The following is a 25107-nucleotide window of genomic DNA, read 5'->3' on the forward strand; positions in this document are numbered from 1 at the left end:
CGATCTTCGAGCTACGGCTGCCGCCGGCGTACGGAATGTCCTACTTGAGCTCGCGCTTGAGGATCTTGCCGGTGGCGGTCATCGGCAGGGCGTCGACGATCTCGACGATGCGCGGGTACTTGTAGGCCGCCATCTGCTCCTTGCTCCACGCGACGATCTCCTCGGAGGTCGCGGAGGCGCCGGGCTTGAGCACGAGGACCGCCTTGATCTCCTCACCGTGGGAGTCGTGCGGGACGCCGATCACGGCGGCCAGCGAGACCGCCGGGTGGGTCAGCAGGACCTCTTCGATCTCACGCGGGTAGACGTTGAAGCCGCCGCGGATGATGAGCTCCTTGGCACGGTCGACGATGTAGTACCACCCGTCCTCGTCGCGCTTGGCGAGGTCGCCGGAGCGGAACCAGCCATCCTCGGTGAGCACCTCGGCGGTCGCCTCAGGACGGTTGTAGTAACCCTTGAAGATGTTGTGGCCCTTGATCGCGATCTCGCCGATCGCGTCGGGGGTCCACTCGATGTCGTCCCACGACGCCGGGTCGATCAGGCGCATCTCGACACCGGGGATCGGGACGCCGATCGAGCCCGGGCGCACCGGCTGGCCGTAGAGCGAGAACGACGCCACCGGCGAGGTCTCGGAGAGGCCGTAGCCCTCGAGGATGGTGACACCGAAGCGCTTCTCGAACTCCTTGTGGATCTCGACCGGGAGGGCCGAACCACCGGCGGCGGCGACGCGCAGGTTCTTGGCGAGCGTGTCCACGTCGATGTCCTCGGAGAGGGCACCGAGCAGGCCCCAGTACATCGTCGGTACGCCGGCGAAGAACGTGACGCTCTCCTTGAGCATCGTCGCGAGCGCGGCAGCGGCGTCGAAGCGGGGCAGCAGCACGACGGTGCCACCGAAGGCGATCGCGCCGTTCTGCACCACGGTCTGACCGAAGGCGTGGAAGAGGGGCAGCACCGCGAGGTAGGTGTCGGGCCGCTCGGCCGAGGCGCCGAAGAGGTCGGCGCCGGCCAGCGCGTTGTCGCGCATGTTGCGGTGACGCAGCTCGGCGCCCTTGGGCTGCCCGGTGGTGCCGGAGGTGTAGAGGATGACAGCGGTGTCGTCCTCGTCGGTGGCCACGGTGTCGAAGGTCGGCGGCTGGGTCCCGATGCCCTGGCCGAGCGTGGTCACGCCCTCGATCGGCGACGCGGCGGCGGGGTCGACGGTGATCACGAAGAAGTTCTCGACCCCGGCCTCCTGCGCGCCGGCGTGCGCCTCGGCGCCGATGGCGAGCTCCGGCGTGCCCTCGAAGGCGAAGAGGGCCTTCGCGTCGGAGTCCTTGAGGTGGTAGGCCACCTCGCGTCCCTTGAGCAGCACGTTGAGCGGCACGACGGTTGCGCCGGCCTTGAGGATGCCGAAGTAGACCATCGTGAAGTAGGGCAGGTTCGGGCTCATCAGAGCGACCCGGTCGCCCGCGCCGATGCCCTTGCTCGCCAGCAGGTTCGCGACCTGGTTGGCGGCACCGTTGATCTGGGCGTAGTTCAGACGGATGTCTCCCAGCACGATCGCGGTGCGCTCGGGATAGTTCGCCGCGGAGTCTTCGAGCAGCGAAGCGAGGTTGTACGTGGACACATGGCCTCCAGTGGTGTGCGTGTTACGCGTCACAACCTACCCGCAAGTAGCCCCCCAAGAAACACGGTCCGCGTTTTTTAGTGCGACACGTGTCTCAGAATCGGTGACCGGTGAGCTTCTCGTACGCCTCGACGTACTTCGCCCGTGTGCGCGCGACGATCTCCTCGGGCAGCTCCGGCGGCGGACCACCGGCGGCGCGGTCCCAGCCGGACTCGGGCGAGAGCAGCCAGCGCCGGATGACGTCCTTGTCGAAGCTGGGGATCGCGCTCCCGGGATGCCACTGACTCGCGTCCCAGTATCGGGAGGAGTCCGGAGTGAGCACCTCGTCGGCGAGCACGATCGTGCGGATGCCCAAGTCGTCCTGGCGTACGCCGAACTCGAACTTCGTGTCGGCCAGGATGAGGCCGCAGCCGCGAGCGATCTCGTCGGCGCGCTGGTAGACCGCCAGGGTCAGCCGGCGCACCGCGGCGGCGTCGTCCTCGCCGATCAGCTTGGAGACGTACTCGTAGGTGACGTTCTCGTCGTGGTCGCCGAGCTCGGCCTTGGTGGCCGGGGTGAAGATCGGCGGGGTGAGCCGGGAGCCGTCGACCAGACCGGCCGGGAGCCGGATGCCGCAGACCTCGCCCGTCGCCTCGTACTCACGCAGGCCCGACCCGGTCAGGTAGCCGCGCGCGACGCACTCGACGGGCAGCATGTGGAGCTTCTGAGCGACCACCGCCCGACCGGCCACCGACTCCGGGACGTCGGTCGAGAGCACATGGGTCGGCACCAGGTCCTCGAACTGCTCGAACCACCAGAGCGAGAGCTTCGTGAGGATCTCACCCTTGTCCGGGATGACCGTGTCGAAGACGTGGTCGAAGGCCGAGATGCGGTCGCTGGCGACCATCAGGAGCTGGCCGGCGTACGGACCCTCCTCCAGCTCGTAGAGGTCGCGCACCTTGCCGGAGTGGAGGTGCTTCGCGCCCGGGATCGCCGGCGCCGGAGGGATGTTGAGTTCAGCCACGGGATCAGCCTAAGAGATGGGGCGGCGCGAGGTGTAACACGTCGTTCGGAGTACTACTCGCCCTATCGGAACGACCGGATAGTGCTACGAACAGCGTGTTACACCGCCGCTCGCTGTGGCATCGTTCGAGCCATGGCCGAGACAGCTGATCAGATCTACGCCCGAGTCCAGGCCGGCGGCGACCTGCCCGCACCGAGCGTGACCGAGTGGGACATCTTCCCGTGGGTCGTACGCGACGGCGAGATCGCCCCCAAACCGCTCGCTCCCCCGGCTCCCGAGGAGCCGCGCAGCGGCGAGGACGGGGTGGACTGCACGCTGTGCGGCACCGACCTGCCGGGCGTGATCTGGCAGGACGAGAGCTGGCGGGTGAAGCACCTGAAGCAGTCCGGGCTGCCGCTCGTGCTGATCCTCGAGCCGCTCGAGCACTACGACCTGCCCGATCTCGACGAGCACCAGGCGGCCGAGTTCGGGGTCCTCACCGTGCGGCTCGCCAGGATCGTGGAGAGCCTGCCGAACATCGCCCGCTGCCACGCTATGCGGATCGGCGACGGTGCCGAGCACCTGCACATGTGGTTCCTGGCCCGCACGAAGGACCTGCTCTCCGTACGCGGCAGCTTCTCGCCCGACTGGGACGACATCCTCCCGCCCGGCCCCGAGGAGATCTGGCGCGCCGACCTGGCCGAGGTCGCCCGCAAGCTCGCCACCCACGGCGGCGAGGCGCTGGTCTGATGGACCTGACCGACGAGGCAGACGTACGCCGCCTGCTGGACGTGATCGAGCAGGAGATCGTCCCGCTGACCCGTGCCGGCGTGGCCGCGGGCAACAAGATCTTCGGTGCCGCGATCGTGCGCCGCGCGGACCTCTCGACGGTGGTCGCCGAGACCAACAACGAGACCGAGAACCCGCTGTGGCACGGGGAGATCCATGCCATCAAGCGCTTCTTCGAGCTGCCGGCGGAGGACCGGCCGGCTCCCGCCGACTGCCTGCTGCTGGCGACCCACGAGCCGTGCTCGCTGTGCCTGTCGGGGATCGCCTGGTCAGGGTTTCCCGAGTTCGCCTATCTCTTCAGCCACCAGGACTCGGCCGACTCCTTCGCGATCCCCTACGACCTGGCGATCCTGAAGGGCGTCTACGCCGTCCCCGACCCCGACCGCGACGAGGTCGCGCCGGGGCGAGATCTCTACAACCGCACCAACGCCTACTTCGTCAGCACCGGACTCGCCCCGCTCGCCGACCCCGACCAGCTCGCCCGGATCACCCGGGCCTACGACGAGCTCTCGGCGACGTACCAGGAGAGGAAGGGCGGCGGCGCGATCGCGCACCCTTGACTCGGTCAGTCGCCGCTGCGCCAGCGCAGCAGACCGGCCACGGCGGAGAGCACCGCGACGACGGCGCCGTAGACATAGGTCGTGGTCGTGAGACCGATCTGCGGCGTCAGCAGCCCGGCGACCACCGCCGGGATGCCGAAGGCCAGGTAGGACACGATGAAGATCACCGCGAAGACCTCCGCCCGCTCATTCGCAGGGAGGAGCGGCATGATCGAGCGCAGGATGCCGAAGAAGGCGGTGCCGAAGCCGGTGCCCGCGACGACCACCGCGACGAGGTACGCCGTCACCGAACCGGCCAGGAGTGCGGCCAGGCTGAGCACGGTCCCGGTGGCCAGCGCGGCCGTGCCGTAGAGCGTCGTCGTCCGTGCCGAGCGGTGCCGGAAGACGTACGACGCCAGCCCACCCGCGCCGGCGAGGGCGCCGATCGCCAGCCCCTGCAGGATGTGGTTGGTCACGCCCAGCTCGGAGCGCACGATCGCGGCACCGAGGGAGAGGAACAGCCCACCGGTGGCCCAGCCGGCGAAGATCGCCGGGGCGCTGCGGGCGAGCAGGCCCCGGATCGCCGGCGGCACCGCGATCCGCGGACGCAGCGAGGCCACCAGGCCCTCGTGGCGGGGCGCGGTCTCCGGTACGAGCCAGACACCTGCCGCGAGCAGCAGGGAGAGCAGGATGAGGGCGTCGAAGACGAGCAGCCGCGCGTCGCCGGCCATCTCCATGGCCACGCCGGCGACGACGGCGCCGACCGCCAGGCCGGCCATCGGCGCGACGGCGTTGACCACCGCGGCGGACCCGGGCCGCGACGGCCGCTCGAAGTCGGCCACGGCGGCCGACAGGGTCGAGAGCAGCAGCCCGCTCGCGACCCCTTGCAGGATCCGCGCCTCGAAGAGGGCGGCGGCGGCATCGGCGCCGCGGAAGAGCAGGAAGCTGGCCGCCAGGAGGACGAACCCGACGGTCACCACCAGGCGTCGCCCGACGTGGTCGGAGATCGAGCCGAACACCAGCAGCGTGCCGAGCAGGGCGACGGCGTAGACGGCGAAGATCGCCGTCATCACCCAGGGCTGGAGCCCGAGGCCGACCTGGAGGTCGGGGTAGAACGGCGAGGGGGCACTGGCCCCCGCCATCATCAGCACGACCGCCCCGAGAGCCACCCCGGCCCCGAGCCGCCGCCCCGAGACGGCGTCCGTCGTCACACCGCTCACTGCCTCTGCCGACATCACCACTCCATCCATCGTTCGAATTATTTCGAACCTTTCGTTCGAGAGTACGTGCCTTCCGTCGACTGTGCAACTATTATCGAACCATGAGTTCTTCCCCGGACCTTCCGCATCCTGAGCGGTCGGAGATCTCACTGACGACCGTCCTCTTCGCGCTCAGCGACCCCGAGCGCCTGGCGATCGCCCGTCAGCTGGTCGACGGACCGCTCGACATGGCGGAGTGCCACCTGAGCAACCCGGACGTGCCGAAGTCGACCAAGTCGCACCTGATGAAGGTGCTGCGTACGTCAGGTGTGGTCCGCAACGAGGCCAACGGCCGTGGCCGACGCCTCTCGCTGCGGCGCGAGGATCTCGATGCCCGGTTCCCCGGGCTCCTCGACGCGGTGCTCTCCGCCGACGACGGCGGCGCGAAGCCCTAACCTCGGCGCCAGGGCGCCGGGCGGCCGTGCAGGAACCACTCCATGTTGCGGGTGATCCACGGCAGCCCGAAGTAGGTCATGAACGGCAGTGTCACGACCATCACCCCGAGCACCTTCAGCGGCAGCGCCCACTCCGCGACCAGCGGGCCGAGCAGCCAGTTGGCGAGCAGGCTGACCGGGTAGAACATCAGGAAGATCGTGATCGTCTGCTTCCACCGCGGCGGGGCCGTCGCGACCCCGGAGACCTGCTCGACGTCGTAGGTGCTCGGCGGGTCGAACCAGCCCTCGATGCCGGTGCGCCGCTCGATCCGGGTCTCCTCGACGAACGGCTCGCCCGCGCCGAGCCACCAGCCGCGCTGCCGGCTGTTGTCCCAGCTGCCCAGGGTCTCGTGGGAGTCGAAGCGGTAGAGCAGGTGCCACTGGTCGGAGTCCGGTGACGGCCGCACCCAGCCCGCTCCCAGGAAGCCGGGGAACTCGCTGGCCAGCCGGATCCCCGCCTGCATCCAGGCGACCATCTCGTCGCGGCGCTCCACGGAGACTCGACGGGCGATGGTCACGGTTACCGGCTCGGACATGCCGTCCATCGTCGCAGGCACGTACGCCGCCTCCCCAGCCCTCGCATAGGTTTGCGGCATGTCTGTGGTGAAGATCAATGCAATCCAGGTTCCAGCCGAGGCGGGCGCGGAGCTCGAGAAGCGGTTCGCGGCGCGGGCCGGTGCGGTCGAGAAGTCGCCGGGGTTCCTCGGCTTCCAACTGCTGCGCCCGGTCGCAGGTGACGACCGCTACTTCGTCGTCACCCACTGGGACTCCGAGGAGTCCTTCGCGGCCTGGCGCGACGGGGATGCCCGCGCCGCGCATGCGACTCCCCCGGGTGAGGCGCCGCGCAAGCCCGTCGCCACCGGCGCCGATCTGCTGGAGTTCGAGGTCGTGCTGGACGTCAAGCCGGCGTGACGTCGGAGACGCCGGGAATGCTGACGCCACCTCGGCGCACCAGCGCCTGCTCACCCTGCTGGACGACCTTGTAGAAGTGCTCGCTCCGCCCGCGCAGCAACGGCGTGGACCCGAGGATCGAGAGGCGGCCGTGGGCGAGCCGGCTGGCGGTGCGTACGGCCTGCCATCTCCTCTCGGCGGCAGCCGACCACGGGATGCCGTAGTGCTCGCGGACCAGCGCCGGCAGGCTGCCCTGGACGACGGTCCGGAGCGTCTCGGAGGTCGGCGGCCCGCCAGGGAGGTGGTAGCCGGCGGTGCCGGCGATGTGCCGGCCTACCAGGCGCGCCTCGTCCACGAGATACGGCTCGTCCGAGGCGAGCCAGGCGTCGAAGCGGCGGCGGAAGTCGGGATAGGACGCCGGCGCGGCCGAGGCCGGCATGCCGAAGAGACCGGCCCAGGTCACGAACCCGTCGAAGAGCTCCTCGCGCTCGTCCGGGCCCAGCGGGCGGACCAGGGCGTCGTACATGAACTCGACCGAGTCGAGCGCGAACGCCGCCGTCCACCACATCAGCCCGGGGTCGGCGGCCGAGTAGGGCGACCCCTCGGGATGCGCGGGACCGCCGGGGACCTCCATCGTTCCCTCGACGGGCACATGCCGCTTCGCCGTGAAGGCGAGCGCCCGGTCGGCCTCCTCCTTGGTGCCGAGGAAGACCGTCTCCATCAGCCGAGCGGTCAGCGCGAGCCGGGTGTAGGGCGTCGCCCGATGCACCGTGTGCTGGGCGGTGCCCACGAAGAGCCGTGGGTGCAGGCCCCCGATCACCAGCGCCCGCTGTCCCCAGCTCAGCCCGACGACCCGCTGACGCATGGCACGGACGACCATCGAGTCGGCGGCGAAGTACCCGGGCACGCCAACAGTCTGACACCGCGCCGCGACCGGCCGCGACGGTTCAGGCAGGTTCGAGCGCAGGGACGACGTACTCCCTGGTCAGCGGGGCGAAGTCGGCTCCGCCGGTGATCTCAGCAAGCGTCGCCCAGCGCAGCTCCGCGATCTCGGCGGCGGCGTCCGGGAGCACCTCGCCGGCCCAGGTGAAGACCGTCGAGCGCACCAGGTGACCCGGCTCGTTGGCGGCGTCCGCCTCGAACTCGCCGAGCAGCGCCAGATCCTCGACCCGAAGCCGTACGCCGAGCTCCTCCGCCACCTCGCGGACGGCCGCCTCCGCGGCCGACTCCCCCGGCTCCAGCTTTCCGCCGGGGAGCATGAACTTAGTGGTGCCGTTCTTGCGGACGGTCAGCATCCGCCCGTCACCGTCGCGGAAGACGACCGCCGCGACGGTGATCACGGGACTCAGAGGATCTCCCCGGGCACGTAGGCGGCGGCCTCGGGGTGGCGGGCGGTGACGGCCTCCACGCGGCGTACGACCTCCTGGACCTGCGCGACGGCGGCACCGGTGAACTCGATCGGCTCGGCGACCAGCGACTGGATCTGGTCCTCGGTCAGACCGAGACGGGAGTCGGCGCCGAGCTTGGCGAAGACGTCGTTCTCGGCCTGCCCCTTGCGCATCGAGAGCGCGGTGCCGACGGCGGCCTCCTTGATCGCCTCGTGCGCCTCCTCGCGGCCGACGCCGTTGCGGACGGCGGCCATGAGCACCTTGGTGGTCGCCAGGAACGGCAGGTAGCGGTCGAGCTCGCGCTGGATCACGGCCGGGAAGGCGCCGAACTCGTCGAGCACGGTCAGGAAGGTCTGGAAGAGACCGTCGGCGGCGAAGAACGCGTCCGGGAGCGCGACGCGGCGCACGACGGAGTCGGAGACGTCGCCCTCGTTCCACTGGTCGCCGGCCAGCTCGGAGATCATCGAGAGGTAGCCGCGGAGCACCACCGAGAGGCCGTTGACCCGCTCGGTGGAGCGCGAGTTCATCTTGTGAGGCATCGCGGAGGAGCCGACCTGGCCCTCCTTGAAGCCCTCGGTGACCAGCTCGTTGCCGGCCATCAGCCGGATCGTGGTCGAGAGGTTGGAGGGGCCGGAGACGAGCTGGACCAGCGCCGAGACGGCGTCGAAGTCGAGGGAGCGCGGGTAGACCTGGCCGACGCTGGTGAAGACGTTCTCGAAGCCGAGGTGGGCCGCGACCCGCTCCTCGAGCACGGCCAGCTTGTCGGCGTCACCGTCGAGCAGGTCGAGCATGTCCTGCGCCGTGCCCATCGGGCCCTTGATCCCGCGTAGCGGGTAGCGGGCGATGAGCTCCTCGACCCGCTGGAGCCCGACGAGCATCTCGTCGGCGACCGTCGCGAACCGCTTGCCGAGCGTCGTCGCCTGAGCAGCGACATTGTGCGAACGGCCGGCCATGACGGTGGTCTCGTGCTCGGCCGCAAGCCGCGCCAGGCGGGCCAGCGTCGCGACGGCACGGTCGCGGATCACCTTCAGGCTCGAGAGGACCTGGAGCTGCTCGACGTTCTCGGTGAGGTCCCGCGAGGTCATGCCCTTGTGGATGTGCTCGTGACCGGCCAGCGCGGCGAACTCCTCGATCCGCGCCTTCACGTCGTGGCGGGTCACCCGCTCGCGGGCCGCGATCGAGTCGAGATCGACGTCCTCGACGACCTTCTCGTACGCCTCCACGACCCCGTCGGGGACGTCGATGCCGAGATCCTTCTGGGCCTTGAGCACCGCGATCCAGAGCTGACGCTCCAGGACGATCTTGTGCTCGGGACTCCAGATCCCGGCGAGGTCGGCCGCGGCATAGCGGTTGGCGAGAACGTTGGGCACCACAGTCACGGCGGACATTCTCCCATGCTCCGTGCCCACCCCCACTAACGTGGCGGTATGGCCCTGCGGATCCTCGCCAGCCGGCCCGATCCGGCGATCTACACCCTGCCCTGGTCATTTCCCCTGGAGGACTGGCCGGATGATGTCGTGGTGCCGCTGGCCCGCGGGCTGAGTCGCCATGTCGTACGCATCGTGCGGGTGCGCAACAACATCTACGCGGTCAAGGAGACCCAGGCCGACATCGCCCGGCGTGAGTACAACATGCTGCGCGAGCTGCAGCGCCTCGGCCTGCCGACCGTGGTCGCCAAGAGCGTGGTCACCGGTCGCAAGGACCGCGACGGCAACGACCTCGGCGCAGCGCTGATGACCGAGCATCTCACCTACTCGCTCCCCTATCGCGCGCTGTTCGAGCGGGGCCTGGCCGCCGACCGGCTGCCGGCGCTCATCGACGCGCTGGTCGTCCTGCTCGTACGCCTCCACCTGGCCGGCTTCTACTGGGGCGACGTGTCCTTGTCGAACGTCCTGTTCGTGCGCGACGCGGCCGGGTTCGCCGCCTACCTGGTCGATGCCGAGACCGGGGAGCTGAAGCCGGAGCTCTCCGACCGACTGCGGGAGTACGACCTCGACGTCGCCTACCAGAACATCTACGGCGAGCTTCTCGACCTGCAGGCGAGCGAGTCCCTGCCCGAGGCCTTTCCCATCGATGCGATCGTCGAGCGGCTGCAGAGCCGCTACGACGCGCTGTGGCGCGAGCTCACCGAGGAGCAGGTCTTCTCCGCCGAGGAGATGTGGCACATCGAGCAGCGCATCGAGCGCCTCCACGACCTCGGCTTCGACGTCGAGGAGCTCGACATCACCACCAGCGAGGACGGCGACACGGTGGCGTTGCGGCCGCGGGTGGTCGAGCTGGGCCACCACCGCCGCGAGCTGCGTACGCTGACCGGCCTGGACGTCCAGGACGCCCAGGCTCGGCGGATCCTCAACGACATCTCCGCCTTCCGCGCCACCCGGGAGCTCGGCGACCAGCCGATCGAGGTCGCCGCGAGCCGCTGGCTGCGCGAGGTCTACGAGCCCATCGTCGCGATGCGCCCGCCCGGTGCCGCAGCCAAGCTGACCCCGGCGCAGATGTTCCACGAGATCCTCGAGCACCGCTGGGTGCTCTCCCAGTTCGCCGGCGAGTGGGTCAAGCTCATCAACGCCGCCGAGTCCTACTACGAGGACGTCATCGAGCACCGCCCTGACGAGGCCGTCACCCCGCCCGCCGAGGACGTTCCCTGATCCCGTCGAGTCGGCTCGTTCTGACGAGCCGACTCGGCGTCTCCTGGACGTCTCATGCCCGCCGGATGGTGACCCGGCCGGCCTTCAGGTCGACCCCGTGGGGCGGGTCGTCGCCGTCGGGTGACGGGATCACGTGACCGACGTTGTCCTGCTCCTTGAGGTCGCGCGCGGCGCGGGCGTTGCCGGGATCGAAGACGTCGATGAAGTTGCCGAGGCCGTCGCCGAGACCAGAGGAGGCCCCTCGCCGGGAGGACCGCAGTGCCTTGTGGCACGCGGCGATCATCAGGCCGAGCACGGCGACGACAGCGATCCCGAACACGACCCAGGTCATGTTCGGCAGACTACGCCGATGCTCAAAGCAGCGAGGCGCCCTCGACGACGCCGAGCGGCTCGGCCGCGATGTCGGAGCGCCGCTGGAGTCCGTCGAACGTGATCAGGTCGGCGGCTGCGTACGCCCGCGAGCGCGCGTCGTCGATGTCGTAGCCCTTCGCGCGGACGGCCAGCACCCGGCCTCCTGCGGTGACCAGGTGACGGTGGTCGGGCTCCTCGGGCGTGGAGGCGTCGACGATCGCCGTGCCGGCGTGGATCACGTCCACGTCGTTGATCGAGTTGGCGTTGCCGGCGCCGGTGATGACGTCGCCCTTCGAGGACGACTCCGGGTAGCCGGCCGAGGCCAGCACGACGGTCACCGAGGCACCGTCGGAGAAGGTCGGCGCGTCGACGGTGTCCAGCGCGCCCGTGGCCGCCGCGAGGAGCAGGTCGCCGAGGGAGGACTCCAGAAGCGCGAGGACCGGCTGGATGTCGGGGTCACCGAACCGGCAGTTGAACTCGATCACCTTCGGACCCTTGGCGGTCAGCGAGAGCCCGACGTAGAGGCACCCGACGAACGGAGCGCCGCGCTTCTCCATCTCGACCAGGGTCGGCTGGACGACGGTCGTCAGCACGACGTCGGCGAGGTCCGGCTGCGCCCACGGCAGCGGCGAGTAGGCACCCATCCCGCCGGTGTTGCCGCCCTTGCCGCCGTCGAAGATCCGCTTGAAGTCCTGCGCCGGCTGCAGCGCGTAGGCCCGCGTCCCGTCGCAGATCGCGAAGAGCGAGACCTCGGGGCCGTCGAGGAACTCCTCGATGACGACCCGCGCGCAGGCGGCCGCGTGGGCCAGCGCCTCCTCACGGTCACGGGTCACGACGACGCCCTTGCCCGCGGCAAGGGCGTCGTCCTTGACGACGTACGGAGCGCCGAACTCGTCCAGCGCGGCGGCCGCCTCCTCGGGCGTGGTCGCCACCCGCGAGCCCGCGGTCGGCACGCCGGCCACAGACATCACGTCCTTCGAGAACGCCTTGGACCCCTCGAGCTGTGCGGCAGCCTCCGACGGCCCGAAGACCGCGATGCCCGCCTCACGGACCGCGTCGGCGACCCCGGCCACCAGCGGCGCCTCGGGCCCGACGACGACCAGGTCCACGCCCAGCTCGCCGGCCAGGGCGGCGATCGCGGGACCGGACATGATGTCCACGTCCCGGAGCGTGGCGAACGCCGCGATCCCGGGGTTGCCGGGCGCGGCGTACACCTCGTTCCCCTCCTGGGAGAGCTTCAGCGCGAGCGCGTGCTCACGACCACCGGTGCCGACGACGAGGATCTTGCGAGAAGTCACGCGCCAACCTTAGGTCAGCGAGTTGATGATGACCGTCTCGTCGCGGGCCGGGCCGACGCCGATGACCGACATCGGAGCGCCGGAGATCTCCTCGACGTACTTCACGTACGCCTGGGCGTTGGCCGGGAGGTCGGCGAACGACCGCGCACCCGAGATGTCTTCCTTCCAGCCCGGCAGCATCTCGAAGATCGGCTTGGCGTGGTGGAAGTCGGACTGGTTGACGGGCATCTCGTCGTGACGGACGCCATCGACGTCGTACGCCACGCACACCGGGATCTCCTCGAGGCCGTCGAGCACGTCGAGCTTGGTCAGGACGAAGTCGGTGACGCCGTTGACGCGGGCCGCGTAGCGGGCGATGACCGCGTCGTACCAGCCACAGCGACGCGGGCGTCCGGTGGTCGTGCCGAACTCGTGGCCGTTGTCGCGCAGGTAGTCGCCCGACGCGTCGAAGAGCTCGGTCGGGAACGGCCCCTCCCCCACGCGGGTGGTGTAGGCCTTCACGATCGCGACGACCCGGTCGATCCGGGTCGGCGGGATGCCGGAGCCGGTGCAGGCGCCGCCCGAGGTGGCGTTGGAGGAGGTCACGAACGGGTAGGTGCCGTGGTCGACGTCGAGCAGGGTCGCCTGGCCGCCCTCGAGGAGCACGGTCTCGCCCCGGTCGAGCGCCTGGTTGAGCAGCAGGCCGGTGTCGCAGACCATCGGCGCGATCCGGTCGGCGTAGGACAGCAGGTCCTCGACGACCGCGTCGACGGTGAAGCCACGGCGGTTGTAGACCTTGGAGAGCAGCTGGTTCTTCAGCTCCAGGGCACCCTCGACCTTGCCGCGCAGGATCGACTCGTCGAAGAGGTCCTGGACGCGGATGCCGATGCGGTTGACCTTGTCGGCGTAGGTCGGCCCGATCCCGCGGCCGGTGGTGCCGATCTTGCGCGAGCCGAGGAAGCGCTCGGTGACCTTGTCGAGCTGGCGGTTGTAGTCGGCGATGACGTGGGCGCTGGCGGACAGCTTCAGCTTGGAGATGTCGACGCCGCGCTGCTCCAGACCGCTCAGCTCCTCGAAGAGGACCGCGAGGTCGACGACCACGCCGTTGCCGATCACCGGCGTCACGCCGGCGGTCAGGATGCCGCTGGGCAGCAGGTGGAGGGCGTACTTCTCCTTGCCGATGACCACCGTGTGGCCGGCATTGTTGCCGCCGTTGAACTTCACGACGTAGTCGACGTGCTCACCGAGCAGGTCGGTCGCCTTGCCCTTGCCTTCGTCGCCCCATTGGGCGCCGATGATCGTGATCGCGGGCATGTGTTGCTCCTTCGCTCCGGACGGAGTCCCTCCGCCCTGCGGCGGCTGCTCAACGCACCATTACCTAGTGTGTGCTGGATCCATCAAATGCAGAAAGCCCTGGCAAGACCAGGGCTCTTGCGACCACACGCTAGCAAATTCGGACTCGTACGTCACAGCCAGGCTCGCCGTGCGGCCTCCACACCCGCCTCGAACCGTGAGGTCGCACCGAGCTCCTCGAGCAGTTCGGCGACCCGTCGCCGGACCGTACGCAGCGAGACCCCCAGCCTTCGGGCGATCTGCTCGTCCTGGGCCCCGCTGGCCAGCTCGGCGAGCAGCAGGCGGCGCTCGGCGCTCGGCAGGTCCTCGAGCTCGGCCGCCGGGAGGGCGCGGCGCCACAGCTCCTCGAAGTAGCTGGTCACCACCTCGACGATGCCCCGCTGGCGTACGTTGATGATCGGCTGCTCCACCGGCCCGAGCGGGTCCGGGAACATCGCGTGCGTGCTGCCGACCACCATCAGGTGGGTGCCGACGCGTGGCAGGATCCGGATCTCCTCGCCGATCTCGACCCGCATCCGCAGCACGTCGGGTGAATGCTTCAGCGCGGCCACCGGGTAGATGCCACGGCACCGGCGACCCGACTTGATCGTGGACTCGATGACCGAGATGAACCGCATCTCCGAGGGATGCACGGTCACCGCCGGGCGCAGCCACATCATGTCGCCCGAGGTCGCCGAGACCAGCCGCTCGAACGTCTCCGGCGTGAACTCGGTCGCGATCACCTCGCCCTCGATCGGGTGCTCCTCGCCGATCTGGGCCGGGAGGCGCGCGGCGGTGCCGGCGACGTACGGCACCGACTGGGAGATCTTCAGCAGATGGTCGTGGGCGTCCTGGGCCCTGGTCGCGGCCCGCTCCAGCATGTGGGCGACCACCGCTGTCGGGCTGAGCACGGTCAACGTCTCGCCGCAGCTGATGACGCCGCTCTCTATCAGCGGCGCGGCCTGCGCCTTCAGGTCACCCTCGGACGAGGACAGCGTCGCCGCGACCACCATGCACGGCCATCCGGTGAGCGGGAGGAGGCGACTGTAGAGCTGCGCCGCGCTCGGGTCGAACCCGAGCGCGGTCATCAACGTCTCCGACTGGCCGTTCTCCATACCTGGCACTTTAGTACCGGATACGGCGGCAGACCTTTGATCAAGGACGAGCCGCCGCCTCAGGCCTCCGGCTTGAGCAGCGGGAAGAGGATCGTTTCGCGGATCCCCGCGCCGGTGAAGAGCATGATCGCCCGGTCCAGGCCGAGCCCGAGGCCACCCATCGGCGGGGCGCCGTACTCCAGCGCGCGCAGGAAGTCCTCGTCGAGCTGCATCGCCTCGGGGTCGCCGCCGGCGGCCAGGAGGGACTGGGCGGTGAGGACCTCGCGCTGCACGACCGGGTCGATCAGCTCGGTGAACCCGGTGCCGCGCTCGACGCCGCCGATGATCAGGTCCCAGGCGAGCACCTTGCCCGGCTCCTCGTCGTTGATCCGCGCCAGCGGCTGGGCGATCGCCGGGAAGTCGCACAGGAAGGTCGGCTGGAGCAGGTGGGGCTCGACCAGCTCGCCGCACAGTTCCATGACGATCTTGGCCGCGTCCCAGGCCGGGTCGAGCTCGACGTCGTGCTTGTCGGCGAGCGCCTTCAGCGTGTCGACGTCGGTGTCAGGGGTGACCTCGACACCGACGGCCTCGGAGACGCCCTCGTAGACCGGCAGCCACTTCCACTCGCCGTCGAGGTCGATGACGCCGGCGTCCGTCTCCACCTGGCGCGAGCCCACCGCGTCGGCGGCGGCCAGGTACATCTGCCGCATCTCCTCCGCGATCGTGAACTGGTCGCCGTAGGCCTGGTAGGCCTCGATCATCGTGAACTCGGGGCTGTGTGTGGAGTCGACGCCCTCGTTGCGGAAGATCCGGCCGATCTCGTAGACCTTGTCGACGCCGCCGACGACCGCCTTCTTGAGGTTGAGCTCGAGCGCGATGCGCAGCGTCATCGGCTGGTCGAAGGCGTTCATGTGGGTCTTGAACGGCCGCGCGTGCGCACCACCGTGGATGAGCTGCAGGACCGGCGTCTCGACCTCGAGGAAGCCGTCGTCCTCCAGACGGCGGCGGATCGCCTGGGTGATCTTCGCGCGCGTACGCACCATGTCGCGCGCCTCCTGGCGCACGATCAGGTCGGCGTAGCGCTGCCGGACCCGGGCCTCCTCGGAGAGGTCCTTGTGGAGCACCGGCAGCGGCCGCAGCGCCTTGGACACCATCTGCCAGCTCGAGGCCATGATGGAGAGCTCACCGCGCCGCGAGGAGATCACCCGGCCGGTGACGGCGACGTGGTCACCGAGGTCGACCAGGCTCTTCCACTCCGCGAGCGACTCCTCGCCCACCTCGGCGAGCGAGAGCATCACCTGGAGCCGGGTGCCGATGCCCTCCTGCAGCGTCGCGAACGCGAGCTTGCCGGTGTTGCGGACGAACATGACCCGGCCGGCGACGGTGACCACGTCCTGGGTCTCGTCGCCGGCCTCGAGCTTGTCCTCGTAGGCCTCGCGCACCTCCGCGAGCGTGTGGGTGCGGCCGACCTCGATGGCGTACGCCTTCTTGCCCTCGGCCAGCAGGCGCTCACGCTTCTCGCGCCGGACGATCATCTGCTCGTTGAGGTCCGGTTCGGGCGCGTTGGTGGTCTGCTCAGTCACAGGGGCAAGGCTAGGCGAAATCGCTGGTCCTACGCGATTCGGTAATCAGCCGAGCAGGGTGTCGTACGCCGTCGGGCTGCTGTCGCGCAGGAACTCGCTGCAGCGCTCCCACTCGTCGGTCTCGCCGATCGCCTTGGCCTGCTCGGCGAGGAGGGCGAGGCTGGTCAGGAAGCCGCGGTTGGGCTCGTGCTCCCACGGCACCGGGCCGTGGCCCTTCCAGCCGTTGCGGCGCAGCATGTCGAGCGAGCGGTGGTAGCCGACGCGGGCGTAGGCGTAGATGGTCACGTCCTCGGCGCCGGCCTCCTTGGCGGCCGTGGCGAGCGCGGCCCAGGCAGAGGGCGAGGCCGGGTGGCGGCGTACGACCTCGGCGGGGTCGGTGCCGGCGGCCAGCTCGTCGGTCGCGGGGTCGGCGGGGAGGTGGGTCGGCGGCGGTCCGGCCATCAGGTCCTGGTGGGTCATGCGCACCATTGTGCCCGCAGCCACCGACCGTCTTTCCCCGGGCAGACCGATCAGGGAGATGTCGGCGCGCGGGTGTTGACTGTGGCCATGACCCAGCCCGTGACGCAGACGACCGCAGCGCAGACGACCGAGCACCCGTGGCGGGCGCTGGTCGCGCTGTGCATCGGCTTCTTCATGCTGCTGGTCGACATGACGATCGTGACCGTCGCGACGCCGGACATCATGGCCGAGCTCGACGCGAGCGCCAACGCGGTGCTGTGGGTGACCAGCGCCTATCTGCTGGCCTACGCCGTACCGGTCCTGATCATGGGCAGGCTCGGTGACCGGTTCGGACCCAAGTGGGTCTACATCGCCGGCCTGGCTGTCTTCACGGCCTCGTCGCTGTGGTGCGGGCTCGCCGGAAGCATCGAGTCGCTGGTCGCGGCGCGGGCGGTGCAGGGGCTCGGCGCGGCGATGATGACACCGCAGACGATGGCGACCATCACCCGGATCTTCCCGGCGGAGCGGCGGGGCTCGGCGATGGCCCTGTGGGGCGCGACCGCCGGCGTCGCGACGCTCGTCGGTCCGCTCGCGGGCGGCGCGCTGGTCGCGGTCGGCGGCTGGGAGTGGATCTTCTTCGTCAACGTGCCGATCGGCATCATCGCGATCGTCCTCAACTGGCTGATGGTCCCTGCGCTGGAGACCCACGCGCACGTCTTCGACTGGCTCGGGGTGGCGCTCAGCGGCATCGGGATGTTCTGCGTGGTCTTCGGTCTGCAGAACGGCGAGCAGCGCGGCTGGGACGCCGTCACCTGGGCGCTCGTCGCCGGGGGCGTCGCGATCATGGCGCTCTTCGTCTGGTGGCAGGCGCGCAACCGCAAGGAGCCGTTGGTGCCGCTGTCCATCTTCACCGACCGCAACTTCTCCGTGTCCAGCCTGGCGATCTCCTGCATGGGCTTCGCGGCCGTCGCGCAGGGCTTCCCGCTGATGCTCTACGCCCAGCTCGTCCGCGGCTACACCGCGCTCGAGGCGTCCCTGCTGATGGTCCCGATGGCCTTCGTCTCTCTCCTCGCCGCGCCGCTGGTCGGCCGGCTGAGCGACCGGATGCATCCGCGGCTGCTGACCGGCGTGGCCTTCTTCCTCTGCTCCCTCTCGCTCTTCTGGCTCGCCGTCCCGATGACCGTCGACTCCCAGCTGTGGCAGCTGCTGGTGCCGATGGCCGTCTTCGGCCTCGGCTCCGCCGCCGTGTGGGCGCCCCTCGCGGCGACCGCCACCCGCAACGTGCCGATGCGGCTGGCCGGCGCGGGCGCCGGCGTCTACAACGCCACTCGGCTCGTCGGGTCGGTGATCGGCTCCGCCGGGGTCGCCGTGCTCATCGACCTCCGCCTCAACGCCCACGGCCTCGGTGGATCACTCGCGGGCGGCCACGAGACCGCGGCAGGCTCCTCGGTCCCGCCCGCGGTGGCCACGGAGTTCGCCGAGGCGATGTCGGAGGTGATGCTGCTGCCGGCGGCCGCCCTGGCGGTCGGCTTCGTGGCGGTGCTCTTCTTCACCACCCCGCGTCACATGGTGAAGCCGTCAGCCTAGGGCGACCGAGAGCGGCAGCCCGCGGCACGGGATCATGTCCCGGGCGGTGGTGAGCGGGGCGCCGGTGGCCAGCTGCGGGTCGGCGGAGACGATCGCCTTGCCGTGGCCGTTGACCAGCGTGGCGCCGGCCTCGCGCAGTCCCGGCAGCAGCATCGTCTCGAGCGTCTCGACCAGAGTGTCTGCCCCCGCGACGCCGACCATGCGGCCCCCGGCGTAGACCGGCATCGTCGTGGTCATGACGTACTCGTCGGTGCAGACGAAGTCGACGTACGGCCCGACGAGCGTCAGCTCCCCCGTGCGCTCCGGGGTGCGATACCAGGGCTGGCGGGTGTAGTCGATCGCCTCTCCGGTGCCCGGCGCATCGGCGTCGCCGAGGAAGTCACGCTCCTCGCCCTGCCACCAGACGAGGTAGAGCCGGCGGTCGCTGAGCACGCCCGGGGCCGCGACGAAGCCACCACCGATGAGGTTGGGGTTGCGCAGGAACTCCAGCGAGCCGGGCTCGAGGCGCTCGCGCAGGGACGCGGTGGTGACCGGGCCGGCTTCGAAGAGGGCGGCCACTTCGCTGCGTACGCGCTCGAGCTCGGTCACGATCGGCCCGAAGTGCTGCTCGACCTGAGCCACACAGTCGATGGGAGTCATGGTGTTCGTCATCGTCGCACCGCCTCATGGATCTCGGCCAAGCGTTCAAGGGAGTGGGCGACGTGCTCGCGTACGCTCTCCCGTGCCCGGACAGCATCTCCTGCTGCGAGGGCTTCGACAAGCTCCTGGTGGCGGGTCGCCGTGGCCTCCCGGAAGCCCGGCTCGTTGAGCGGGATCCGGAGCAGCGCGCCGAAGTCGGCCTCCTGGCGCACCACCTCGCGGGTCATCCGGGCCGACTGGGTCAACGCGGCCACCGACAGGTAGAGCTCGCTGTCGGCGCTGCGCCAGCGGGCCACGTCGCTGACGTTGAGCGGGATCAGCAGGTCACGCAGATCCTCGACCTCGTCAGGATCCGTACGCTCCGCCGCGATCTCCGCACACCCCGTGAGCACCACCAGGTAGACCGTGGCCCGGTCTCGCAGCTCGACCCGCGACATCGACGCGAGCCGGTCCTCGACGAGGTCGCCGCTCTCGGGTGCACGTACGAACGAGCCACCGCCCCGCCCCCGGGTCGTCACCACCAGGCCCTTCGCGCGCAGTGCGACCAACGCCTCCCGTGCGGTGACGGTCGCGACGCCGAGCATCTGGGCCAGCTCCGGCTCGCTGGGGAGCCGCTCGCCGTGCGCGAGCACGCCGGAGCGGATGGCCTCCGCGAGCCGGTTCTCGACGCGCGCCGCCCGGCCTTCGTCGCCGATCGGGGCGAAGATGGCCGCGCGAGCTCGGGACGTCATCACACGCACACCGAAATCCTAATGTATGGATCTAGATGATTCGGCCCCCAGATCTGTTCGAATCTGTTCGAATGAGCACAGAAAGTTCATGAATTTCGTCTTAACCATCTGGATCCATGGGCGTTTCTATGCCTAACCTGAGCCCACGACTGACGCACACTTGTGTCGGTCACCCAAGATCGTCGGATGTCCAGGGCTTGTGGGGGGCGCTGGGCATCCGACTCCTTGGTTTTGGGTCGTTTGCGCCCGGGCGGGCCCGGATGCCCACCGAGGTACCTCGGTGAACGGTCGCTTCCTTCGGCGAACTCCACGAAGTCAGTGCGTGTTCGCCGAGGCACCTCGGTGAGCATTCGGCGTGCTCTCGACCGTCCCGGGATGCGACAGGGCGGGGAGAGCCTCTCGGCTCTCCCCGCCCTGTTTCTCGGCTTGTGTCGGCTAGAACACCGCGGCCACGGCGCTGGTCAGCGCGTCACCGATGTCGTCCAGCAGGCCACCCTCGTCCTCCTCGGCGGGAGCTTCCTCGGTCGCCTCGTCAGCAGGCTCCTCGGTCGTCGGCCGCGCGGCTGGGGACTCCGACTCGCTCGGCGTCGCCTCCGGCTCGGCCGGCTCCTCAGCAGGAGCCTCAGCGGTGTCCTCGCCGCCCGGGAGGATGTCATCCAGACCCGGCAGCAGCGGCGAGTCTTCCTCGGCCGGCTTGTCCGACGGCACCTCGACCGGGGCCTCGGGCAGCGCCGGCTTGTCGGCCGGAGCATCGGACTTCGCCCTACCCGGAGTCTGAGACCTCAGGGGGACCTCGGATCCCTGCGTCGTCACGCCCAGCGCACTGACGTTAAAGGTGATGGACGCTGCGTTCACCGACGCTTGATCTTCAGTGTCAAGAGTCTTGACCCGAACAGTGTGGTCGCCGAACTGCAGAATCCCCGAGGTCCAACTGTCCGCACCTTCGTCCGTAACCTCTGGCTCAGCGGCATCGTCAACGAAGATCTGATAACGCAGTTCGTTGGCTGAGTCTTCCTTGTCCTCACCCGGGATCGCCCATGCGACCGTGTACGCGCCCGCAAGCGGCGTGCTCGAGACAGACAGGTCTCCTGGCGCCTTCGCCGGCGGCTCGTCCTTCGTGGTGGTACCAGCCTTCGTCACCGACTGGCCAGACTCCTTCGGCGGATCGGCGATATCAACGGCCTCTACCGTGTACTCGTAGGTCGTCTCCGGCTCCAGGCCATCATCGACGAACGTGGTGCCAGCGATGCGCCCGATCTCAGAGCCATCGCGGCGGACGATGTACTCGCGAATAGCCGAGTCGTCCTTCGAGGGCTTCCAAGTAACAGTCAAGGAATCGCCGGTCGCCGCGCCGACCGAGATGATCTCCGGAACAGTGGGCTTCTCTACATCCTCGAGAGTCGAGCATTCCGCCACGTCACTGCGTCGAGACTCGTTGTCGTTCTCGTCCCATGCCGTCACCCTGAAGCTGTAGTCGGAGCCGGGAAGCAGTTCGCCGATCGTCGCCTCGGACTTCTTGAGACCAGTTACCGTCCTGTCGTCCTGCCCCGGACCCGAAACGCTCACGCTGTACTCCGCGAAGTCATCCTCCGTGTTGTCGGCCCAGTTGAGCTCGACGGACGTGGTCGTCTCCTTACCGATAACGCAGGTGACACCCTGGGGCTGCGCCGGCGGATCGAAGTCATCGCCAGGCTCTAGGGTGAAGCTCTTTGAGCCGCAGCCTTCGCTCGTCACATCGTTGTTGACCGCACGGACAGTAACGTCGTGCGTCACCCCGGGAACGCGGAACCGAAGTCGCGTGCTGAGCTGATCAGCACCAAACGTCTCCCGCTGTTCCAAGAGTCCAGGATCGACTACAACCACATACGCATCGGCGTTGCGAACAGCCGACCAGCTGACAGTGGCTCCGCGGCTCTTGACCTTGCTGACCTCGAAGGTTGGGCACGCAGGCGGGGCCGTTTCGTCGTCGTCGCAGTCCGGGAGGGGCCAGATGCCGCAGATCGGACCACCGTTGTCGCCATCACCATCGCCGTCGTCGCCATCTCCGCCACCGGGCGGCGTGGTGGGCGGCGGCTGGCACTGGGTCAGGTCCGGGCGGATCTCGCAGATGTCCACACCGGCACCCGGCGGACGAGTGTCCTCGCAGGCGCTCGGGTCGAGCTCACACGTGGGCGTGCTGCCCGACGGGACGTTGCCCGCGGGGATGAAGGTGACACCGGTGTTCGCGGCCGGGACGATGTCGTCGTCGACGACCTCCGGCTCGTCGGAGTCCTTCTCCGACGGCTTGTCGTCGGGCTCGAGCGTGTCAGGATCACTGGGGAGCGATGACTCCCCCGTTGTCGGATCCTTCGTCGGCGAGCTCTCCGGGTCGCTGTTAACGGTGCAAGAGAACAAGACGAGAAGCAGGATCAAGATGATCGCGCCTATGACGATCCCGCCGATTGTGCGGTTTCGCGCAGTGGTTTCCATACCGAGGATGTCCCTCCCAAGATCAACGCCGAAGGGACGGTCCGACCTTGTTACCCGAGGGTCGCCGTCCAGCTAGGGCATTGAATCGCTTTACCAATGACCGGCACAACGACATAAGCCCGAGTTTGCTATGCCGTGCACCACAACGTTTTCCGAACCGGGACCATTGGCCCATCCCCGGCGTGTGATCAGCCGATGGAGTTGCCCGCAGAACCGAGATGCTGGGCACCCTCGACGACCCGAGTGGCCATACTGGCCTCAGCGAGCTTGCCCCACGCGCGAGGATCGTACTGCTTCTTGTTTCCGACCTCGCCGTCGACCTTCAGAACGCCGTCGTAGTTGGCGAGCATGTGGCCGGCGACCGCGCGGGTGTAGGCGTACTGGGTGTCGGTGTCGATGTTCATCTTGACCACGCCGTAGGAGACCGCCTCGGCGATCTCCTCGGCGCTCGAGCCGGAGCCGCCGTGGAAGACGAGGTCGAACGGCTTGGCGCCGGCCGGGAGGCCGAGCTTGGCGACGACCGCGTCCTGGGCGTCACGCAGGATCGATGGACGGAGCTTGACGTTGCCCGGCTTGTAGACGCCGTGCACGTTGCCGAAGGTGAGCGCGGTCAGGTAGCCCTCGACGCCCAGCGCGTCGGCGGTCGCGATGGCGTCCTCGGGGGTCGAGTAGAGCTTGTCGTCGATCGCTCCGACGATGCCGTCCTCCTCGCCGCCGACCACGCCGACCTCGATCTCGAGCACGATGTGGGCAGCCTTCGCCGCCGCCAGCAGCTCCTCGGCGATCTGCAGGTTCTCGGCCAGCGGCACCGCGGACCCGTCCCACATGTGGCTCTGGAACAGCGGCGCCTCACCGCGCTGGACGCGCTCGGCGGAGAGCTCGAGGAGGGGACGTACGAAGCCGTCGAGCTTGTCCTTGGGGCAGTGGTCGGTGTGGAGCGCGATGTTGACGTCGTAGGACTTGGCGACCTCGGTCGCGTACGCGGCGAAGGCCACCGAGCCGGTCACCATGTTCTTGACCGTGGGGCCGGAGAGGTATTCCGCGCCGCCCGTGGAGATCTGGATGATGCCGTCCGAGCCGGCCTCCGCGAACCCGGCCAGCGCCGCGTTGAGCGTCTGCGACGAGGAGACGTTGATCGCGGGGAAGGCGAAACCCTTCTCCTTCGCGGTCGCGAGCATCTCGGCGTACTTCTCGGGGGTGGCGATGGGCATCTGGAGGTTCTCCTTGAGATCCGTTGTCGACCGGTGCGCTGGTGGCCAGCGTAATGCGCCTCCGACCACCCGTTGCCAACGCTCGGAGTTGGATCGATCAAGCAGGACAACCGATCTGCCGCGCGATCCGTATCCACGGGTGAGACTGACCTTGGAGGAACCATGGACTGGCACGACGTCCTCGATCGGGCGATCCCGCAACCCCCACCCACACCCGCGGATCCGGCTGCCCTGGTGGCCGCCGGGAAGAAGGCCGTACGCCGTCGACAGGCCGTCGCCGTCGCCGGGACTGCTCTCCTCGTCGCCGCGGTGATCGGCCTGGGATCTGCGTACGCACCCTGGCGCGACCGGGCGGCACCCACCCCACCGATCGCGACCCAGTCGGACGCCGACGAGGCACCCGGCGTCTACCCGACACAGCCGCCGTTGAGCGACGCCTCCCCCCTCAGGTACGACTTCGACACGAAAGAGGTCACCTTCCACGACGGCTGGGAGGAGGCCGGCCGGATCGAGCGGAAGGAGATCCGCCGACTCCTCGGACACGACTATGCCCAGCTGTTCCTCGCCGCGACCGACGGGAGGAAGACGATCTATGCGAACTTCATGAACCCGACCGAGATCGCCTACGCCGATGCGGCGCAGACCAACGGGAAGAGCCTCAGCGAGTGGGCCGAGGACGTGGCCGCGCACCACGTCAAGCCCCGATGGTCGGTCGGCGGGTCGATCCGGGTCGGCGGCGGCTGGACGGTCACGCGCGAGATCGACAACCCGCTCGACTATGACCTGCCCTGGGACTCGGACGCAGCCGTCGCGGAGCGCGAGGGCATGGAGGTGTGGATCCTCTTCAGCGGCGACCGGCCGAAGAGCGGTGGCGGCGGTCAGGGCTACGGGGTGGCGTACGCCGCTCCGGGGCAGACCATCGACGAATACCTCGCTCACGAGAAAGAGCGGATCGACGGGGAGATGGCCGCGTCGGCGGGCGGATACAGCGCGGCCATGTCCGAGGCGGTCGAGTTCGGAACCGGGTCGGAGCTGGTCCCGGCCGAGAACGGCGTGGAGATTCTCGAGCAGGTCACCGATCCCGATCTCGGAGAGAAGTTCGCCGAAGGCGCCACCCGGTCCGCGGCGGCTCGGATCACCATCAAGGGGAAGGAACGGGTCGCCATCGCCCGTGAGAAGGACGGCCTCGCCCTCGTCTACACCATCGAGGTGGCGGAGGAACGCCGATCCGAGGACCGCAGCACACGTTCCCTCGAGGACGTCCTGGCCATCGTCAAGGCGAACGAGACCAACGAGGAGACGGGCGGGGGGTCGTTGTTCCCGTGAGCACACGTGATGAGGCATTCTCCGGGTTCGTCGCCGCACGACGCCCGCATCTGCTGCGAACTGCCTATGCCTTGTGCGGCGACTGGCACCGGGCGGACGACCTGGTGCAGACGTCGCTGCTGAAGCTGTACGCCTCCTGGCGCCGGGTGGAGCCGGGGTCGGAGGAGGCGTACGTCCGGACGATCCTGGTCCGCGCCCACATCGACCAGACCCGGCGGCAGTGGTGGAAGCGGGAACGCTCGGGCGACATCCCGGAGCGGCCCATGCCGGCCGCGCGGTTCGAGGAGCGGTCGGAGCTGTTCGCGGCGCTGCAGGCGCTGCCCGAGATGCAGCGCAAGGTGGTCGTCCTGCGCCACTGGCTGCAGCTGTCGGTCGCCGAGACCGCGCGCGAGCTGCGGATCAGCGAGGGCACCGTCAAGAGCCATTCCTCGCGCGGGCTCACCGCGCTGCGTACCTGCCTGGAGTCGGGAGACGCCTCCCGGACCTGACCCGCCACCAGGAGGCAGAGCAAGAACGGTCGGGCGGGCATGCCTCTG

Annotated in this window: 25 protein-coding genes; 8 read left to right on the forward strand and 17 right to left on the reverse strand. The window is 69.2% G+C overall.

Translation table 11 applies throughout. The annotated features are described in order from the left end of the window. Nucleotides 1-40: 40 nt before the first annotated feature. A complete protein-coding gene (locus tag ABT304_RS13420; RefSeq protein WP_350715810.1) occupies nt 41-1603 on the reverse strand; it encodes a long-chain-fatty-acid--CoA ligase in 1563 nt (520 codons plus the stop codon). Nucleotides 1604-1697: 94 nt separating this feature from the next. Then, on the reverse strand, nt 1698-2606 hold the full coding sequence (locus tag ABT304_RS13425; protein WP_160026677.1) for a phosphoribosylaminoimidazolesuccinocarboxamide synthase: 909 nt from the start codon (nt 2604-2606) through the stop codon (nt 1698-1700). A gap of 132 nt (nt 2607-2738) precedes the next feature. On the opposite strand from ABT304_RS13425, the gene ABT304_RS13430 reads away from it, so the two are divergent. Together ABT304_RS13430 and ABT304_RS13435 are read left to right on the forward strand one after the other, a co-directional pair. Next, nucleotides 2739-3335 (forward strand): HIT family protein, encoded by a 597-nt coding sequence (locus ABT304_RS13430; RefSeq protein ID WP_350715812.1) that lies wholly within the window; start codon nt 2739-2741, stop codon nt 3333-3335. Then, nucleotides 3335-3934: a nucleoside deaminase gene (locus tag ABT304_RS13435; RefSeq protein WP_350715814.1), complete on the forward strand. Its 600-nt coding sequence runs from the start codon at nt 3335-3337 to the stop codon at nt 3932-3934. The genes ABT304_RS13430 and ABT304_RS13435 overlap by 1 nt, the downstream gene beginning before the upstream one ends. A 5-nt stretch (nt 3935-3939) precedes the next feature. Here the strand turns inward: ABT304_RS13435 and ABT304_RS13440 are convergent, their stop codons facing one another. Then, complete coding sequence (locus tag ABT304_RS13440) at nt 3940-5148, reverse strand: MFS transporter (RefSeq protein WP_350715816.1); 1209 nt, start codon at nt 5146-5148, stop codon at nt 3940-3942. 86 nt (nt 5149-5234) lie between these two features. Between ABT304_RS13440 and ABT304_RS13445 the strand changes: the two genes are divergently transcribed. Beyond that, nucleotides 5235-5567: an ArsR/SmtB family transcription factor gene (locus ABT304_RS13445; protein ID WP_350715818.1), complete on the forward strand. Its 333-nt coding sequence runs from the start codon at nt 5235-5237 to the stop codon at nt 5565-5567. On the opposite strand, the gene ABT304_RS13450 is transcribed toward ABT304_RS13445, so the two are convergent. After that, complete coding sequence (locus tag ABT304_RS13450; RefSeq protein ID WP_350715820.1) at nt 5564-6142, reverse strand: putative antibiotic biosynthesis monooxygenase; 579 nt, start codon at nt 6140-6142, stop codon at nt 5564-5566. The two genes, ABT304_RS13445 and ABT304_RS13450, sit on opposite strands and share 4 nt — an antisense overlap. Nucleotides 6143-6200: 58 nt before the next feature. Here ABT304_RS13450 and ABT304_RS13455 point away from each other — a divergent pair, with 58 nt between their 5' ends. Continuing rightward, complete coding sequence (locus tag ABT304_RS13455) at nt 6201-6518, forward strand: antibiotic biosynthesis monooxygenase family protein (RefSeq protein WP_160026672.1); 318 nt, start codon at nt 6201-6203, stop codon at nt 6516-6518. Here the strand turns inward: ABT304_RS13455 and ABT304_RS13460 are convergent. The 3 genes from ABT304_RS13460 to purB are packed head-to-tail and all read right to left on the reverse strand — an operon-like array spanning nt 6505 to nt 9273. Further along, the gene (locus ABT304_RS13460; RefSeq protein WP_350715821.1) at nt 6505-7404 is read right to left on the reverse strand and encodes an oxygenase MpaB family protein; all 900 of its coding nucleotides are present in this window, start codon (nt 7402-7404) and stop codon (nt 6505-6507) included. The genes ABT304_RS13455 and ABT304_RS13460 overlap by 14 nt on opposite strands. Nucleotides 7405-7444: 40 nt before the next feature. Then, a complete protein-coding gene (locus tag ABT304_RS13465) occupies nt 7445-7837 on the reverse strand; it encodes an NUDIX hydrolase (RefSeq protein ID WP_350715822.1) in 393 nt (130 codons plus the stop codon). Nucleotides 7838-7842: 5 nt separating this feature from the next. Continuing rightward, nucleotides 7843-9273: an adenylosuccinate lyase gene (purB, locus tag ABT304_RS13470; protein ID WP_350715823.1), complete on the reverse strand. Its 1431-nt coding sequence runs from the start codon at nt 9271-9273 to the stop codon at nt 7843-7845. 39 nt (nt 9274-9312) lie between these two features. Between purB and ABT304_RS13475 the strand changes: the two genes are divergently transcribed. Continuing rightward, on the forward strand, nt 9313-10533 hold the full coding sequence (locus ABT304_RS13475; protein WP_350715825.1) for a DUF4032 domain-containing protein: 1221 nt from the start codon (nt 9313-9315) through the stop codon (nt 10531-10533). 52 nt (nt 10534-10585) lie between these two features. Here ABT304_RS13475 and ABT304_RS13480 read toward each other — a convergent pair whose 3' ends face one another. From ABT304_RS13480 to ABT304_RS13505, 6 genes are all read right to left on the reverse strand, one after another. Further along, a complete protein-coding gene (locus ABT304_RS13480; protein ID WP_350715827.1) occupies nt 10586-10864 on the reverse strand; it encodes a resistance to Congo red protein in 279 nt (92 codons plus the stop codon). Between the two features lie 22 nt (nt 10865-10886). Then, nucleotides 10887-12182, reverse strand: a complete 1296-nt coding sequence (gene purD / locus ABT304_RS13485) for a phosphoribosylamine--glycine ligase (protein ID WP_350715829.1) — start codon at nt 12180-12182, stop codon at nt 10887-10889. Between the two features lie 9 nt (nt 12183-12191). Then, complete coding sequence (locus tag ABT304_RS13490; protein ID WP_160026666.1) at nt 12192-13475, reverse strand: adenylosuccinate synthase; 1284 nt, start codon at nt 13473-13475, stop codon at nt 12192-12194. A gap of 152 nt (nt 13476-13627) precedes the next feature. Further along, a complete protein-coding gene (locus ABT304_RS13495; RefSeq protein WP_350715831.1) occupies nt 13628-14608 on the reverse strand; it encodes a helix-turn-helix transcriptional regulator in 981 nt (326 codons plus the stop codon). Between the two features lie 59 nt (nt 14609-14667). Next, nucleotides 14668-16170 carry a lysine--tRNA ligase gene (gene lysS, locus ABT304_RS13500; protein ID WP_350715832.1) on the reverse strand — a complete coding sequence of 501 codons (1503 nt, stop codon included), beginning with the start codon at nt 16168-16170 and terminating at the stop codon, nt 14668-14670. Nucleotides 16171-16215: 45 nt separating this feature from the next. Next, nucleotides 16216-16629 (reverse strand): DUF3151 domain-containing protein, encoded by a 414-nt coding sequence (locus ABT304_RS13505; protein WP_160026663.1) that lies wholly within the window; start codon nt 16627-16629, stop codon nt 16216-16218. An 87-nt stretch (nt 16630-16716) separates the two neighbouring features. Between ABT304_RS13505 and ABT304_RS13510 the strand changes: the two genes are divergently transcribed. Then, a complete protein-coding gene (locus ABT304_RS13510) occupies nt 16717-18195 on the forward strand; it encodes a DHA2 family efflux MFS transporter permease subunit (protein WP_350715833.1) in 1479 nt (492 codons plus the stop codon). Here the strand turns inward: ABT304_RS13510 and ABT304_RS13515 are convergent. The 4 genes from ABT304_RS13515 to fbaA form a co-directional block, all read right to left on the reverse strand. Further along, entirely contained in the window at nt 18187-18846 is a 660-nt protein-coding gene (locus tag ABT304_RS13515; protein ID WP_350715835.1) for a cache domain-containing protein, read from the reverse strand. The two genes, ABT304_RS13510 and ABT304_RS13515, sit on opposite strands and share 9 nt — an antisense overlap. Then, a complete protein-coding gene (locus ABT304_RS13520; RefSeq protein ID WP_350661264.1) occupies nt 18843-19565 on the reverse strand; it encodes a FadR/GntR family transcriptional regulator in 723 nt (240 codons plus the stop codon). The genes ABT304_RS13515 and ABT304_RS13520 overlap by 4 nt, the downstream gene beginning before the upstream one ends. 435 nt (nt 19566-20000) lie before the next feature. Next, on the reverse strand, nt 20001-22034 hold the full coding sequence (locus ABT304_RS13525) for a fibronectin type III domain-containing protein (protein WP_350715836.1): 2034 nt from the start codon (nt 22032-22034) through the stop codon (nt 20001-20003). Nucleotides 22035-22222: 188 nt separating this feature from the next. Further along, nucleotides 22223-23419, reverse strand: a complete 1197-nt coding sequence (gene fbaA / locus ABT304_RS13530) for a class II fructose-bisphosphate aldolase (RefSeq protein ID WP_350715837.1) — start codon at nt 23417-23419, stop codon at nt 22223-22225. Here fbaA and ABT304_RS13535 point away from each other — a divergent pair. Together ABT304_RS13535 and ABT304_RS13540 are read left to right on the forward strand one after the other, a co-directional pair. Further along, complete coding sequence (locus ABT304_RS13535) at nt 23408-24571, forward strand: hypothetical protein (protein WP_350715838.1); 1164 nt, start codon at nt 23408-23410, stop codon at nt 24569-24571. The two genes, fbaA and ABT304_RS13535, sit on opposite strands and share 12 nt — an antisense overlap. After that, nucleotides 24568-25059, forward strand: coding sequence for a SigE family RNA polymerase sigma factor (locus ABT304_RS13540; RefSeq protein ID WP_350715840.1), 492 nt, complete (start codon nt 24568-24570; stop codon nt 25057-25059). Before ABT304_RS13535 ends, ABT304_RS13540 begins: the two co-directional genes overlap by 4 nt. Nucleotides 25060-25107: the final 48 nt, after the last annotated feature.

This window comes from Nocardioides sp. NPDC000445 (genome assembly GCF_040300245.1).
Classification (GTDB): Bacteria; Actinomycetota; Actinomycetes; order Propionibacteriales; family Nocardioidaceae; genus Nocardioides.